This window comes from Enterococcus sp. AZ071 (assembly GCF_050499065.1).
GTDB lineage: Bacteria > Bacillota > Bacilli > Lactobacillales > Enterococcaceae > Enterococcus_A > Enterococcus_A ferrettii.
Genome location: NZ_JBIPAS010000002.1, coordinates 928,623 through 942,391, shown reverse-complemented (window position 1 = coordinate 942,391; position 13,769 = coordinate 928,623). Strand labels below are relative to the sequence as shown.

Here is a 13,769-nt window from a genome sequence, read left to right as displayed (position 1 = left end):
AACCTTCCTTTTCCTTCATTTTTTTCAATAGCTTATCAACCGTAAGATTTTACATAAATTCAGGTTTTTGAGGTTTATCCATTCTTATTACTCTCATTCGACGATATAATGGATGTAGCTCGACACGAAAAAATGTTTGGTCTATTACGGTAATTTATCACTTAGACATTGTTGATTACTAACTATTGAAATATACTGGACATCCTTTTATGGCAGTACTCACTCTTTGTATCAAATTATCTCGAAGTTAATTTTTCTACTAACGAGTAGTATTTCTATTTTCTTTTTCGTGGCAAAAAAAAGAAATGCTGCAAACTATTGATAATAAGGACTCTTTTAGGGTGGATTGACGGCGATTGACGGCTTTTAAAAAAAACACTATTAATGATCACAAAGCAAATTTTTACAACTACAAAAGTTAGCGCTTTCATTATTCTCCATTTTTAAAAATTTAGATTGTTTATTTATTTTTTTGAAACCGTTTTAGCTGATTTTCTTTTCCATATTTTTTATTGTGGTAATACGTTCCTCAATCATTGAATCCGCATAGATATCTAAAGTCATTTTAATAGATGAATGTCCTAATAACGAACTAACTGATACGGCATTTGCTCTTGACTCTAAGCATCTTGTTGCAAAAGTATGACGTAACTGGTGAAAATGGATACGATCCAAACCCGCTGCCTTTCTAATTTTGTGAAAATGATAAGTAATCAAGCGCGGCTCACAAGGCTTTTCATTGTTTGATAGCACAAAGCCATGTTTGGTTTGAAGGTAATGATCTTTTAACCATTTTTTTATGGTGGAACTCATGGGAATAATTCTATTAGATGAACGTGTTTTCACCCTATCAATGATTACCTTCGTCCTATGCTCAACACCCTTTATCGGTATACGTTGTAAAGTTTTTTCAATGCGAATAATTCCCCTCTTAAAATCAATATTCTCCCATTTCAGTGCAGCTATTTCTCCAATCCTCAGCCCTGTACGCAGACTTAGAAGTACTGCTAGTCCCATCCCATCTAATTTATTTAGCGCAGCTTTTTCCAATTCTTTTTGTTCACCCGTGCTTAAAGCTCCGACCTTGTTGTAAGGTTCCTTAGGAAGAATCACCTTTGATGCAGGGTTTATAATCAATAACTGCTTTTCAACCGCCTTTTTTAAACAACTGTTTACCAGTCTAAAAACAACCCTTATTGAAGCTGGCGATAACTTACTTTCCTCTTCCCAAGCCGATACCATATCTTGGAGAAGCAACTCATTTATCTCGTTTAACGGAATTTCTCCTATGTAAGGAAAAATATATTTAAACATTTTGTAGGAATATCCACCATAAGTCGAAGTTTTTACTATCTTTTCCATATCTGTTAACCATTCGTTTATCCAATCACTCATCATGATGGATGAGACTCCGTTATTTTCTCTTAAAGTTTGATACTTTATTTTGTAAGGATATAATTTCGTCTTGACTTCTCGATAAGTTTTAGCATAAATATAGCCATATTGTATTTTTCCATTGCTTTTCCGGCCTTTTATATACCTTCCCTCCCATCGCTTATCTTTTCTCTTATAAATGTTTTCACCACGTCTACTCATTTTAATTCCTCCTCGTAAATTGACGGCGCAACTGACGGCGTAAAAAAAACGAGTAATTTAAGCAATAACGGGGGAAAGTTAGTTTTTTTTAACCCCTCGGCCCCTAAATGGCTAAATGATTAGCATTTTGTTAAAAACTATTGACCTTAGGGTACCACTTAATTATAATTAGATTACAAAATGTCCCATTTACTCAAATTACTCTTCTTTTGTCGACCTTTTTTCTTTTTTTTGCCACGAAAAAGAAAAAATTCTTCTTGCGTATTCTTGTCGACTATATCTTCTTGCTCCATTTATTCCTTATAACCTCTTACGTTCATTCCTTTTCTTTCAGATAAAAAACTTTTTTTCAATAAACTTATATCATTTACCTCCCTGTTCCTTTCGTTTTTTTCTTGAAATTCACACATAAAATTTGACTATCCATCTAAAACCATCTTTGTTGATTTATTCACAAATTTATAAACAAAAATCATTGATAGTTAAGGGATAAATAAAATGATGAATCGTAAAAATTATCTAATTAACCGAACAAACCATTCAATATAAAAATAACTATTACTCGTTTTATTTTTGACAAAGATTAGCTTAATGAAAAATTTAGGAATAACTAGATAGCTACTTCACTAGAATAACTGAATAATAATTTGAATATTCTAAGTATTTTCAGTGAAATCAACAATTTATATCAAATCATTGAAGAACTCATGAAAAAGTACTTAGCCATTCGGTAAATTTTTTTGCGAAATACTTATTTAGAATTTTCATTAAGCTATTGAGCAATTTAGTAAAGTCACGAATAGGATTGATAGTTTCGAAACAAGAACTCTTTCAACCAAAATAATTCTTAAGGAATACAAGTCAGTACTAAGAATAGGAAAGAAAAAAGCTGAGACTTCTTGTTCAGACGTGTCGTATAAGAAGGATGTCTAACTTGACAGTTTTTATGTGACTACAATTCTCTTTTAAAAGATGGATAATTAACATAAGATCATAATCGTCTGTCGAGCAGTGAGTTCGATGATTGTTTTAGAAGCTACATAATGTTGTGGGGTAAACTGATGTCCTCTCGCCTATTCACGTGGGTTATTCCTTTAGTGTTTGGGACGTGATACACTATAAGAAAATGTGACTGAAGGAGATCCTTATGAAGTGTGTGATATTCGATATGGACGGTACCTTAATCAATTCAGAAAGTATCTATTATTCTGTCTGGAGCGAATTAGTTGAACAGGAAAATTATGCTTTGTCTAAAAAGTTTTATAAAAATATTTTAGGTTGTCCCACGGATCAAATCCAAGAATTATTCTTGAATTATTTTGGATCCGCTTTCCCTTTTGAGAAACTTTTTGCTAGCTTTATGGAGAAAAGAAACGAGCTGATTCAAACCGGCAGCTTCGATTTGACTGCTGGTGTGCGAGAATTTCTTGATCATTGTCATTCATCAAATATTACCTGTGGGGTAGCCACCTCCTCTCACAAGGAAGAGGCTCTATGTCTATTAGAGAAGATGGGAATTTATAACGACTTCTCCTTTTTTTCATTTGGTGATGAAGTGACACAGGGAAAACCAAGTCCAGAAATTTTCGAACTAGCCGTTCATCGTTCGGGAACCACTAAAGAGCAAACAATTGTTTTTGAAGATTCGAAGAATGGACTTTTAGCAGCTCATTATGCAAATCTGCCTGTTTTTTTAGTGAATGACTTCATCTCTTTAGAACCCAATCATGAAAAATTGTCTACTTACTCTTTCAAAAACTTTTTACAAGTCATGGAGAATTTAGAGCGCTTGAACATACCTGCAGATTCGATACAGTATTAATTTTTAGAATGATTGTGTCTAATAGACTTTAAATTGTATTGAAGGTGCCGACTGAAATAATAAAGATATAGTGCTTAAACTAGTTTTTAGTTACACACTTTGTATCTTGAACCGAAAATAATTGCCTTCTCATTTTTATTGAGTATAACTAAGTTGAATGATCTAGGTCCGCTGTATTTTGTTTAAAACGGGGGATGGATATGGTGTAAGAATATAAGCAGGCTTATTGAGTGAAGTCATTAATACGATGGTTCCAATTTTACCGAGATACCTTGTATCTATAGAGTAATTGAGATGGCGGAGATTCAGCATACTAGCCTTGTTTATGTATATCATGAATTTACGTGGGCAATTTAGTAGGAATATATTCTACTTGGAATACGAATGATTATTGAAGCTGTATTTACGTTCTCCAACTAGTGAGCCTATCCTTTTGGACATTCACAACTTTTTCGTCGTCAACCCGTAAAGTAATCTTCTTGCGTTTTGCAGCATGAATGCAACATGATTTGCATATTTCACTAATCAGTTTTAAGTATGATTCTGATTAGCAAATAAAGAACCCCGTAAAGTTTATTAGTTTTTTATAAGTCCTTATCATTCAACAAAAACTGTTACAACATAGCCTATTATAATAGCGATATCTTTATCAAAGCTATCGGTAATAGCATCAGACTTCATTACTTTAACGGCTAAGATAATTTACACTTTTCACTGAAAGACAGCAGTTCGTTAGGCATTGTTTTGACCAATAGTTATTCTTGGTACTCAAAATTTATTTTAATCAGCAAAGGAGAGTGTTTTATGAAACTAAAGACCATTGAATTACCAGCTTTTTGTGCAACAGTTGATCTGTACCTGCGGAACAATGTTTCCCATGGTAAGGATCTGCTTCCAGCGGTAATTATTTGTCCGGGTGGTGGGTATCAAATGATATCTGATCGTGAATCTGAGCCGATTGCTTTAGCTTTCCTATCTCATGGCTATCATACTTTGGTGATTAACTACCCAGTACTGGCCAAAAATGAAACGATCACACCTGATTATTTAGATAACAATACACGATTGCTAGCTGATATTTTCAAAGAGATTGAAGACAAGCAGGACAAATGGAAGATTGATCCTAATGCCGTCTTTCTTTTAGGTTGCTCTGCGGGTGGTCACATGGCTTCGCTTTATGCTGGTCAATGGCAAAAAGTGGCAAAAACAAAGAATCTTAGTCACTCGAAGCCTTTAGGTAATGTGCTTTGTTATCCAGTCATAGGCTTTGACTACGGTTGGCCAAATGCGAGTGGATTAGAGTCTGAGCTTTTGAAAGCTTATGATGCCGCTGCCCATATCAATGCTGAAACACCTGATACTTTCATCTGGCACACAGTCAATGATAGCTTAATATCTGTTTTACATTCATTAAAATACTGCGAGGGCTTAACCAAGCAAACAATTCCTTTTGAAGGTCATTTTTTTGAAAATGGACGTCACGGACTCTCACTGTCTACAAGAGCTTCTGCTGAATCAAAAAAAGGAGAACAAATTAATCAGCCCGTTGCTAAATGGCTGCCGCTTTGTGTGGAATGGATGGAGCGAAGGTTGAATTACTAATGTGTTAGACTGCAAAAAAAACGATAGAGGAGAATGCTAGGTGTGAAGATGTTTTTTTGCTTCACACCTATTTTTATTATGAATGAACAAGTTCAGCTGAAGCCACAGGTTCTGCAAACGAATGCTGCTGTCTTTTTATTCATCCATCGAAAATAGTCGATACGTCACTTTTTTTCTAAACAGGTTTATTAGAGGACCGATCAATAAAGCTAGTAAAACAGTTCCAAAGTTGATAGGCCCTCCCAAAATAAAGGCTGCCAATGCAACAAATGTGTCAATAATCATTCTGAAAGTAAAGGTGTTTTTCTTGATTCGTTCCCTAATTATAAAAGATAAATAATTATGTTATACGCATAAATAAGCCATATTTACATTCAAAAAAGCTGACTGAGTGAGCTGTTAGCCCATTCAGTCAGCTTTCTAATTCACAAACTCCTCAATCGCCTTTGCAACCCTTTCCGGCTCTTCGTTATGCACATAGTGACCACAATTTAATTCAAGAAATTCTGTTTGTTGATTAGCAGCAAAATATTCCTTGTGGATCTTACCCCAGCTTGGAATTTTCTTTAAATTGTTTTTGTCGTCGGCAAGAATACATAAGACCGATATCTGAGGACAAGCGCCAGCTGCTACTTTTTTTGCATTTGCCTTCACGTAGTTTATTTCGCTCACCATGTTTTTGCTAAGAAGTTGCTGAGCAGTAATTTGCTTCATATCGTCCTGCTCTTCTTTGGTCAGCAATCTTTTTTTTACTGCTGAATGACTTCTGACCATTGCGGTAGTGATTGGTCGCCGTAGTATTTGTCCGATACGAACTGTGAGACCAAAAGCTTTTGGCAGTGCCATTTCTTCATAAGCGGCAGGAACAGCCATATCCAACCCAATGATGGCCGAGACTTCCTCTCGATATTTTTGTGCCCAATAAATGGCTTCTAACCCTGACATAGAGTGAGCAGCGGGAATAAATGGTCCGCTGATACCCGCCTGTTTTAAAGCTTCACGGGTTTCTTCCAATAAGGTATCGACATCTCGTGGTTTTTCGGTAATCTCGCTCCATCCATAGCCTGGGCGTTCAACAACAGCGATAGAATAGTCCTTCTTCAACAATTGCCACAGGGCCTTAAAATCATAAGTCGGACAAGCAGTGCCAGAACCGGCTAACAGAACGATTGTTGGTCGAAGAGGACCAGCAGCTTGATAATAAACGTGCATTTGGTGCTGATTAACAGTAACTAGCTTGCCTGGTATCTTCATCTTATCTCCCTACATGTTATCTTTTTTCAAGTATACTATAGTTTCTTGCGGTTTAGAATTAAGATTCCGCAGCCGACAAAGGAAAGAAACAGAACGGTTGAGATAATCATCGCAGGCAAATAAAATTCCAGCTCACTACTTTTTTGTAAAACAGTCATATTTTCCGTAATCAAGCTAAGTGGGTTGTATTCTTTAGCTTTATCAAAAATTTGTAAAATGAACAGAATGACGACAAATCCTCCCACCATTAATAGTCCTTCATAGCTATTTCGAGAAGCGGCTGATGCAGCCAGAATTACTCCAACTAATAAGATACCGAAGAGCCACATTGGAAAAACAGCGAACCAAACATGAGGACTCTTATTATCAGGGAAATAATATAAGGTATAGCCCCAAGTCACAAAAAAAGCAATACTAATGCAGAATGTCCACTGAACCATCAAAAATATAGCCTTACTTAAGACTACCGAAGTCCGATTCAGACCTTTAGTTACTAAATTTACTAGCGTGCCGCGGCTAACCTCTTGGCTGATGGTTCCATTAGCCAAAAGCACCATTACAACTAAGCCCATCTGAGAAATATTTTTGTAGAACTGGGTCCAAGAATCAATGGAAGTAGGGGCTGGGATTGCCCCTGCTATCGCCTCTCCCATAGTACTTTTAATGATTTCCGGTAAAAACTTAGCCATTAAGGGATTCATTACACCAAAAATTAGAAAAACAATTGCGAGGATCCAAAGCTTGGAGGTACGCCAGCTTTCAAGGAATTCCTTTTTGGTAAAGTAAATCATCGCTCTCATTTGACCACCTCCAAAAATATATCTTCTAGAGTTGGTTCAATCTTCTTCAAGGAAATCGGCAGCATGTTTACCTGAACCAAATAGTTGAAAATCGCTTGAACTGACTCTTGGTAATCGCCCGTATAAGTTAAAGTAATTGTTTGTTGGTTTGGATTTTCTACAGCGATGATTGAAGGCAGTTGCCCTAGCTGTTTTAACAGACTGCTTTTCACTTCATCAGCTAACACAACTTCAATTTTATTTTGAGCATATTGTGCCTTCAACTCTGGTAAAGAAGTACAAATTTTCAGCTTTCCCTCGTCCAAAATTCCTACATAATCACAAATTCGTTCCACATCACTAAGAATATGGGTGGAGAATAAGATTGTCACTCGTCCCTTCAAAGAAGCTAACAACTCCAAAAACTCATTGCGTCCACTGGGATCCAAAGCAGAAGTTGGTTCATCACAAATCAATAACTCCGGATCGTTTAACAAAGCTTGGGCTATTCCTAACCGTTGCTTCATGCCGCGAGAAAAACCCTTGATTCTTCCTTTATGAGTCTCTAAGCCCACTAATCGTAGTATTTCCGGAACTTTCTTTTTTAACTTTGTTTTTTTCATTCCGGTTAGTTCACCACAAAGTGTTAAATATTCGTTAGCCGACATATAAGGATAAAATGCTGGTACATCTGGCAGGTAGCCAGTATATCGATTGGTACGCGTGTTGCCAAAGCTGACTTTTTCACCCTTAACCAAAATATTTCCGCTATCAGCTTCCTCTAAACCCAAGATCATTTTCATAGTGGTCGTTTTGCCAGCACCATTTTCGCCAACAAAGCCAAATAGCGATCCGTCAGGTACAACCAGATTTAATCGATCCAATACTTGTGTAGCACCAAAGCTCTTGGATATTTGCTGGATTTCCAGAATGCTCATTGCTCATCGCCTCTTCCAAAGGCAAAGTAAACCACTGGCCCGATTATTTGAATAATGACTACGATAAAAATCCATAAGACACGATTACCAAATCGGTAATGAGGATGCTTCAATACATGGATCAATGCCGTAATCGTCAGTACCAATTCTAGTAAAATCAACGGCAATAGCAAAGCTAAATTATCCATAAAAAATTGCCAATTATTATTCATTGTGTTTCCTCCTTAATTGCTCTAGTCTCTGAAAAATTTGTTGCACACGCTCCTGATCCTTTAATTCTTGAATCATTGGATTAAGTAGAACAATCTCGATCAATTGTTCTCTCACCATCATCGAATTGCGCGGCAGCTGATTGCCGGTTTCCAGCGATTCAAACCATACATCAAGCTGGTCAAAATAATCATCACCATGTAAGACTGCTGGAAATTTTGTGTTTTCTAAGACCGTTAGCCACTCATTCAATAGTTCCAGTGCTGCCGTTTCCTTATGCTGTTGAATGAGACAATGAACAGCTGACAACTGGAAATTCATTAAACTGATAGGATTTAACTGACCCAAATCAAAGATCGCCACAAATTGTTGTGCCCGCTTGATTGTCTCCTTCATTTTTTCAGGTTGATCAATTAGAAAATGTAAATAATTCGTGAACAGACTCATCACCACGGTAACATATTGATACAAAGCACTTTGCATCGTTTCTACGGAACGCTCATTTCGGCCTTTCATCTGAAAAGCCGCTGCAATCATACTTTCAATCGGAAAATTAACAGGGGTATGCTCACCTAGGATTTCCAAAACCTGATCTGGCTCCTGTAGGGTTAACAGCACATAAGCCTCAAAACGAGAGGCTTCGATAATTAATTCAGGCTCTTTTGCTTGTGTACGTACATGGACAAACAGATCCAGTGCTTCTTTCAAATAGACTTGCTGCTTTTCTTTTTGATTTTTGCCTGGTAATTTATCGAAATGATTGATAATTAACATGCCCATCTGCAGCACCAATGGATAACAAGAATAATAACGGCGGACAAAGCTTTGCACTGAAGCTAACACCTCCTCTGACGACTTGGTTTCAAAGGATTTCTTCAAAGAGATATAAATATGTTGGATCTCCTTCGTGCTTAACTGTGGTTCATAATTCAATAATTCGTCAATACTAATATCAAAATAGGCAGCCAATAAAGGCAACGAAGTAATATCCGGATAGGTTTGACCAGTTTCCCACTTTGAAACCGATGCTTTTGAAACACTCATAAATTCTGCCAGCTCCTGCTGGGTAATCCTCTTTTCTTTACGTTTTTCAGCGATGACCGAACCAAGGTTCATGCGCATACCATCACGTCCTTTCACTTTAATTGTAGAGGTTCATAGACATACATTCAATGGAGTGGTTGTTAACTTCTATATCAAATAATCAACTTTTGCGATACTTTTGCAAATTCAATAGCTTTTTAGACGATTTATTGGGATAATTGCCAAAAATGGAGGGAACTGCTGATGGAGTGGAATGCACAGAATTATCAAAAGAATCATGACTTTGTTTTTCAATATGGAGCAGATTTGCTGGAACTGCTGCCAAAATTTTCAATGAATATTTTAGATGTTGGCTGTGGAACTGGTGAGCTGAGCCACCAAATGACAGAATTAGGGCACCAGGTGTTGGGAATTGACGCTTCACCTAATATGATTCAGCAGGCTCAAACACAATTTCCAGGTGAGAACTTTCTGGTAGCAAATGCCTTGACCTTTGAAACTTCTCAACCCTATGATGTTTTATTTTCCAATGCGGCTTTGCATTGGATTACTGATCATGAAAAGTTATTGAGTCAGTTTCAGCGTCTAGTAAAAGCTGAAGGTCTTCTCATTTGTGAATTTGGCGGAGCGGGAAATGTTAGGAAGCTTACTAGTGCTTTTCAAGCAGAACTTGAAAAGCTTGGGAAAAACTATCAGTCTCCTTTCTTTTTCCCATCCTGTGAGGAATATCAGCCGATGCTGGAGGCTCATGGTTTTCAAGTGCATCTACTGCAAGAGTACGATCGTTCCACTCCCTTGAAGGGTTCGGAAGGATTGAGAAACTGGTTGAAGCAATTTTTCGCTAGTGATTTAGCTGCGTTATCGGAAGTAGAACAAGAACGAGTCTTGTCAGAAGTGGAAGCTACTTTGGAAGACAGCTGCTGGAAGGAGACTTATTGGGAGGCAGATTATCATCGGATTCGAATAGTGGCGGAGAAAAAATAAAGCAAAAAGCAGTCAACTAACCCGCTGGTTACTTGGCTGCTTCGTTTTGTTTCTCGGGAACTAAAATATAGCGGTAACGCCAGCAAACCAGCGCCACCAACTACGTTCCCTAAAATTGATAGGGAAATGCTCTCAAAAATCAATTTCCAATTCAATACCGATGGATCAACTAATATTTGCATTACGTAAAGTCCAATATTGGCAATACAGTGATCAAATCCACAAAGAACAAAGATCATTATCGTCAGCAGCATAATAACTGTTTTGGCTAACTCATCTTTCATCTTCAAGGCCGTATATGTTGCAATGCAGACAATCAAGTTGCAGAGAACTGATTTGATAAAAAGACTGATTAAGGTGAAATCTTGTTTAGCATAAACTAAACTTTTTAAATAGGGGTATATCAATGAATCTAGCGATTTGCTTTGGATGAACAAAAAGCCAAACAACAGCACGTCCACCGAGTTTACGAATAGACAAACCACCCATAATTTTACCAACTGAGACAGGGTTTGACTGTGATTAATCAATGGAAAAGCTGTGGTTAGACAATTACCGGTGAACAGTTCACCATTGAGAAAAACAATCAGCACAAAGGTTAGACCAAAGAACATCGCAAAAGCAATTTTTGCCAAAGCGGGATGGAGCATGTTGACCGTACTAGCTAGGGCTAAAGAAAGAGTCATAGCAATTCCTAGATAAACACCAGCCATAACCGATTTAGCAAAAAATTTCCCTGGTACAGCAGCAAAAAAGAGTAAATTTACTACTGCGGTGCTCATAATTAACATGAAAGAATAAAAAAAGGTTATCTAATTCGCTTAGACGAATTAGATAACCTGTTGTCTATTTAATTAATAGTTTTCCATAGCTAATCACAGTTTTTTCATTTTGATCATTGCGATTGGGTGATTCATCGATACTGACAATTGCCGAATTCACTAGCAACACTTGTACTTTTCCATGACAGGTCACTTTGTTGTACACAAATGATACCTCTTGCCCTTCGTCAAATGCCTGACTCTTATCTGATGCTTCGGTCTTTTTCCATCCATTGAATCCCATTCACTTATCCCCTTTTCTTTATCTTGAATTTACAATTTAAGTGCAACACATAAAAAATGACTCATAACGAATTTCCAACTAGAATAGGTCTGTCGAAGAACACTATCAGGAGGAATTCAATTATGAGCCACTACACCCATCTTACCATAGTCGAGCGAGAAAGGATTTTTCTGCTCCATGAAAATGGCTGTTCTCTTAGAGAGATTGGTTCTGACATCCATCGAAGCCAATCGACAATCTCTCGTGAACTGAGTAGAAATAGTGAAAAAGAATACTCACCTTCCCATGCGAATAAGAAATATAAAGTACGCAGAAAAAATTGTGGACGACATAAAATCCTAGATGATTCACGGATTTGGTCAATCGTCCGCCGGTTATTTGTCGATCTTCAATGGTCGCCAGAAGAGATTTCTAATCGATTAGCTTATGAGCAAGCCGATTTTCACATCAGTTTTGTGACGATTTATCGGGCAATTTATAATGGAACGTTTGACATCACTCCATTGTCTAAAGGAAATCGCGGTTTAGTTCGTTCTTTACGTCATAGAGGAAAAACGCGTCATACTAAGAACCATACAGAAACTCGTGGGAAAATCCGAATCACTCACTCTATTCACGACCGTCCTGAAACTGCTGAAAAACGGAGTGAAATTGGGCATTGGGAAGCTGATACAGTGGCTGGGAAAACAGGAGGTGCTTGTTTAGTGACGCTAACTGACCGGAAATCTCGTTTTCTTATAGCAGGGAAAGCACTCAAGAAAAATTCTCTTTACGTTTGCGAAAAGATGACAGAACTATTTAATACTGTTGATAGAGAGCTTGTCAAAACCATCACTCCAGATAGAGGAAAAGAATTTTCTAAACACTTCGATGTCACCCAGTCTTTGGAAGGCGTTCCGTTTTATTTTCCTGATCCTCATGCGCCATGGCAACGCGGAACGAATGAAAATACGAATGGATTGATTAGGGAATATCTACCGAAAACAAAAGAAATGGATACCGTGGAAGATACAACGATCTATCGAATGGTTGAAAAACTAAATAGCAGACCAAAAAAATGTTTAGGTTGGAAGACACCTTATGAAGTCTTCTTCAATAAAGTGTTGCACTTGATTTGACAATTCGCCATAAAAAAATTATGGTTCAAAAACAAACTGTTGACAATATTGGAAAAAAGAAGCGACCCAACCGTTTGGATCGCTTCTGACTGGATTTAAATTAGTTTTTGATGATGTTCGTTGCTTGTAAGCCGCGTTGGCCTTCTTCGACGTCGAAAGTCACTGCTTGACCTTCGTCTAAAGTTTTAAAGCCGTCTCCTTCGATAGCTGAGAAGTGTGCGAACACATCTTGTCCGTTATCTTGAGTAATAAAGCCAAATCCTTTATCTGCATTAAACCATTTCACTGTACCTGTATTCATGTGTGTATCCTCCTAGTGCTTTTTGCACAATTAATTTTTTTGCAATACCTTGCTGCTAAAAAAGAAGAATGACAACACCCATACGAATGAAATGACTCTTTGATTTAAACGACAAATCTACTACATTTATCACTATACACGCTTTAAGCAGCAATGTATATCTAACTCCCCTTTTAAAACGAATAAAGAGTCTAACTTACACGTTTCTTAATGTTTGATGATAAAATCTTCATTTTTAGGCAAATAGCAATAGGTTGCAAGCTATTCACGATAAAGAGTAGTTGGCGAGTTTAAGGAACTCGCTTTTCAGTTCTGATTTTTATTGGAAATGCCCTCTTTGATCAACGCTTAATTGAATAATTCTAAATTCCAATAGAAGCGTTCCATATTCAACAAGCTAAAGCCTTTTATCACTTTCTTAGTTGATCAAAGAATAAACCTAGCATTTCTTTAGATACCTATTATCTTATCGTAATCAATTCACTTAAAATTAGAAAGTAAATGTAAAAAAGACAGTCATTCTGACCGTCTTTCTTCTATTATAACTCTGCCACTACATCGCCTTGATTAGATAAGTCGAACTTCTCTTTTTCAGCTTTGTCTAAGCTTGGGAAAATCACCATCACATCGGTACCTTTTCCTGCGGCTTTAATTGAGTCGAAATCAACAGTTGCGAGTTTTTGCTGCGCAATTACTTTATCTCCAGCCTTAACAACAATGTCAAAGCCTTCTCCATTCAATTCCACCGTGTCAGTTCCAATATGGATCAGAATTTCTAAGCCTTTGTCCCCTTTAATTGTTAATGCATGCTTTGTCGGAAAAACGCTGTCAATTGTTCCGTTGATTGGTGAGACGATTTCACTTGAATCCGGTTGAACAGCAAAGCCTATGCCCATCATCTCACTGGAAAATACTTCATCCGCTACTTCCTGCAATGAAACAACTTTTCCAGAAACTGGTTGATAAATTGGTATTTTTTTCTTGAATAACTTGTTAAACAAAAAAATCTCCTCCTGGTTGTCCTATTGTGAAACCTATTGGACTATTTAAATAGCT

At 37.1% G+C, this 13,769-nt stretch carries 14 protein-coding genes; 4 read left to right on the top strand and 10 right to left on the bottom strand.

The annotated features are described in order from the left end of the window. Positions 1 to 483 precede the first annotated feature (483 nt). Positions 484 to 1,596 (bottom strand): tyrosine-type recombinase/integrase, encoded by a 1,113-nt coding sequence (locus tag IGI49_RS23015; RefSeq protein WP_429965302.1) that lies wholly within the window; start codon positions 1,594 to 1,596, stop codon positions 484 to 486. A gap of 1,147 nt (positions 1,597 to 2,743) precedes the next feature. On the opposite strand from IGI49_RS23015, the gene IGI49_RS23010 reads away from it, so the two are divergent. Together IGI49_RS23010 and IGI49_RS23005 are read left to right on the top strand one after the other, a co-directional pair. Then, positions 2,744 to 3,418 (top strand): HAD family hydrolase, encoded by a 675-nt coding sequence (locus IGI49_RS23010; RefSeq protein ID WP_429965303.1) that lies wholly within the window; start codon positions 2,744 to 2,746, stop codon positions 3,416 to 3,418. Between the two features lie 804 nt (positions 3,419 to 4,222). Beyond that, positions 4,223 to 5,020: an alpha/beta hydrolase gene (locus IGI49_RS23005; protein ID WP_429965304.1), complete on the top strand. Its 798-nt coding sequence runs from the start codon at positions 4,223 to 4,225 to the stop codon at positions 5,018 to 5,020. A gap of 420 nt (positions 5,021 to 5,440) precedes the next feature. On the opposite strand, the gene IGI49_RS23000 is transcribed toward IGI49_RS23005, so the two are convergent. Genes IGI49_RS23000 through IGI49_RS22980 form a run of 5 tightly spaced genes read right to left on the bottom strand, consistent with a single transcriptional unit; the run spans position 5,441 to position 9,323 of the window. Then, positions 5,441 to 6,274 (bottom strand): alpha/beta fold hydrolase, encoded by an 834-nt coding sequence (locus IGI49_RS23000; protein ID WP_429965305.1) that lies wholly within the window; start codon positions 6,272 to 6,274, stop codon positions 5,441 to 5,443. A gap of 35 nt (positions 6,275 to 6,309) precedes the next feature. Further along, positions 6,310 to 7,074 carry an ABC transporter permease gene (locus IGI49_RS22995; RefSeq protein WP_429965306.1) on the bottom strand — a complete coding sequence of 255 codons (765 nt, stop codon included), beginning with the start codon at positions 7,072 to 7,074 and terminating at the stop codon, positions 6,310 to 6,312. Beyond that, a complete protein-coding gene (locus tag IGI49_RS22990; RefSeq protein ID WP_429965307.1) occupies positions 7,071 to 7,991 on the bottom strand; it encodes an ATP-binding cassette domain-containing protein in 921 nt (306 codons plus the stop codon). The genes IGI49_RS22995 and IGI49_RS22990 overlap by 4 nt, the downstream gene beginning before the upstream one ends. Then, a complete protein-coding gene (locus tag IGI49_RS22985) occupies positions 7,988 to 8,203 on the bottom strand; it encodes a PLDc N-terminal domain-containing protein (protein WP_207704908.1) in 216 nt (71 codons plus the stop codon). Before IGI49_RS22985 ends, IGI49_RS22990 begins: the two co-directional genes overlap by 4 nt. Beyond that, the gene (locus IGI49_RS22980) at positions 8,196 to 9,323 is read right to left on the bottom strand and encodes a helix-turn-helix domain-containing protein (protein ID WP_429965308.1); all 1,128 of its coding nucleotides are present in this window, start codon (positions 9,321 to 9,323) and stop codon (positions 8,196 to 8,198) included. Before IGI49_RS22980 ends, IGI49_RS22985 begins: the two co-directional genes overlap by 8 nt. Before the next feature lie 165 nt (positions 9,324 to 9,488). Between IGI49_RS22980 and IGI49_RS22975 the strand changes: the two genes are divergently transcribed. Further along, positions 9,489 to 10,229, top strand: coding sequence for a class I SAM-dependent methyltransferase (locus tag IGI49_RS22975; RefSeq protein WP_429965309.1), 741 nt, complete (start codon positions 9,489 to 9,491; stop codon positions 10,227 to 10,229). Here the strand turns inward: IGI49_RS22975 and IGI49_RS22970 are convergent. Both IGI49_RS22970 and IGI49_RS22965 read right to left on the bottom strand, forming a co-directional pair. Further along, positions 10,196 to 11,011 (bottom strand): formate/nitrite transporter family protein, encoded by an 816-nt coding sequence (locus tag IGI49_RS22970; protein ID WP_429965310.1) that lies wholly within the window; start codon positions 11,009 to 11,011, stop codon positions 10,196 to 10,198. The two genes, IGI49_RS22975 and IGI49_RS22970, sit on opposite strands and share 34 nt — an antisense overlap. A 64-nt stretch (positions 11,012 to 11,075) precedes the next feature. After that, positions 11,076 to 11,294 carry a hypothetical protein gene (locus IGI49_RS22965; protein WP_429965311.1) on the bottom strand — a complete coding sequence of 73 codons (219 nt, stop codon included), beginning with the start codon at positions 11,292 to 11,294 and terminating at the stop codon, positions 11,076 to 11,078. Between the two features lie 122 nt (positions 11,295 to 11,416). On the opposite strand from IGI49_RS22965, the gene IGI49_RS22960 reads away from it, so the two are divergent. Beyond that, entirely contained in the window at positions 11,417 to 12,412 is a 996-nt protein-coding gene (locus tag IGI49_RS22960) for an IS30 family transposase (protein ID WP_429962504.1), read from the top strand. A 100-nt stretch (positions 12,413 to 12,512) separates the two neighbouring features. On the opposite strand, the gene IGI49_RS22955 is transcribed toward IGI49_RS22960, so the two are convergent. Next, entirely contained in the window at positions 12,513 to 12,713 is a 201-nt protein-coding gene (locus IGI49_RS22955; protein ID WP_207704912.1) for a cold-shock protein, read from the bottom strand. Positions 12,714 to 13,252: 539 nt separating this feature from the next. Next, positions 13,253 to 13,714 carry a PTS sugar transporter subunit IIA gene (locus IGI49_RS22950; protein WP_429965312.1) on the bottom strand — a complete coding sequence of 154 codons (462 nt, stop codon included), beginning with the start codon at positions 13,712 to 13,714 and terminating at the stop codon, positions 13,253 to 13,255. Between the last annotated feature and the right edge of the window lie 55 nt (positions 13,715 to 13,769).

Excerpts from the sequence above, each read along its gene's own strand:
- IGI49_RS23015 (WP_429965302.1), bottom strand. The coding sequence starts at position 1,596 with ATGAGTAGACGTGGTGAAAACATTTATAAGAGAAAAGATAAGCGATGG.
- IGI49_RS23010 (WP_429965303.1), top strand. The coding sequence starts at position 2,744 with ATGAAGTGTGTGATATTCGATATGGACGGTACCTTAATCAATTCAGAA.
- IGI49_RS23005 (WP_429965304.1), top strand. The coding sequence starts at position 4,223 with ATGAAACTAAAGACCATTGAATTACCAGCTTTTTGTGCAACAGTTGAT.
- IGI49_RS23000 (WP_429965305.1), bottom strand. The coding sequence starts at position 6,274 with ATGAAGATACCAGGCAAGCTAGTTACTGTTAATCAGCACCAAATGCAC.
- IGI49_RS22995 (WP_429965306.1), bottom strand. The coding sequence starts at position 7,074 with ATGAGAGCGATGATTTACTTTACCAAAAAGGAATTCCTTGAAAGCTGG.
- IGI49_RS22990 (WP_429965307.1), bottom strand. The coding sequence starts at position 7,991 with ATGAGCATTCTGGAAATCCAGCAAATATCCAAGAGCTTTGGTGCTACA.
- IGI49_RS22985 (WP_207704908.1), bottom strand. The coding sequence starts at position 8,203 with ATGAATAATAATTGGCAATTTTTTATGGATAATTTAGCTTTGCTATTG.
- IGI49_RS22980 (WP_429965308.1), bottom strand. The coding sequence starts at position 9,323 with ATGCGCATGAACCTTGGTTCGGTCATCGCTGAAAAACGTAAAGAAAAG.
- IGI49_RS22975 (WP_429965309.1), top strand. The coding sequence starts at position 9,489 with ATGGAGTGGAATGCACAGAATTATCAAAAGAATCATGACTTTGTTTTT.
- IGI49_RS22970 (WP_429965310.1), bottom strand. The coding sequence starts at position 11,011 with ATGAGCACCGCAGTAGTAAATTTACTCTTTTTTGCTGCTGTACCAGGG.
- IGI49_RS22965 (WP_429965311.1), bottom strand. The coding sequence starts at position 11,294 with ATGGGATTCAATGGATGGAAAAAGACCGAAGCATCAGATAAGAGTCAG.
- IGI49_RS22960 (WP_429962504.1), top strand. The coding sequence starts at position 11,417 with ATGAGCCACTACACCCATCTTACCATAGTCGAGCGAGAAAGGATTTTT.
- IGI49_RS22955 (WP_207704912.1), bottom strand. The coding sequence starts at position 12,713 with ATGAATACAGGTACAGTGAAATGGTTTAATGCAGATAAAGGATTTGGC.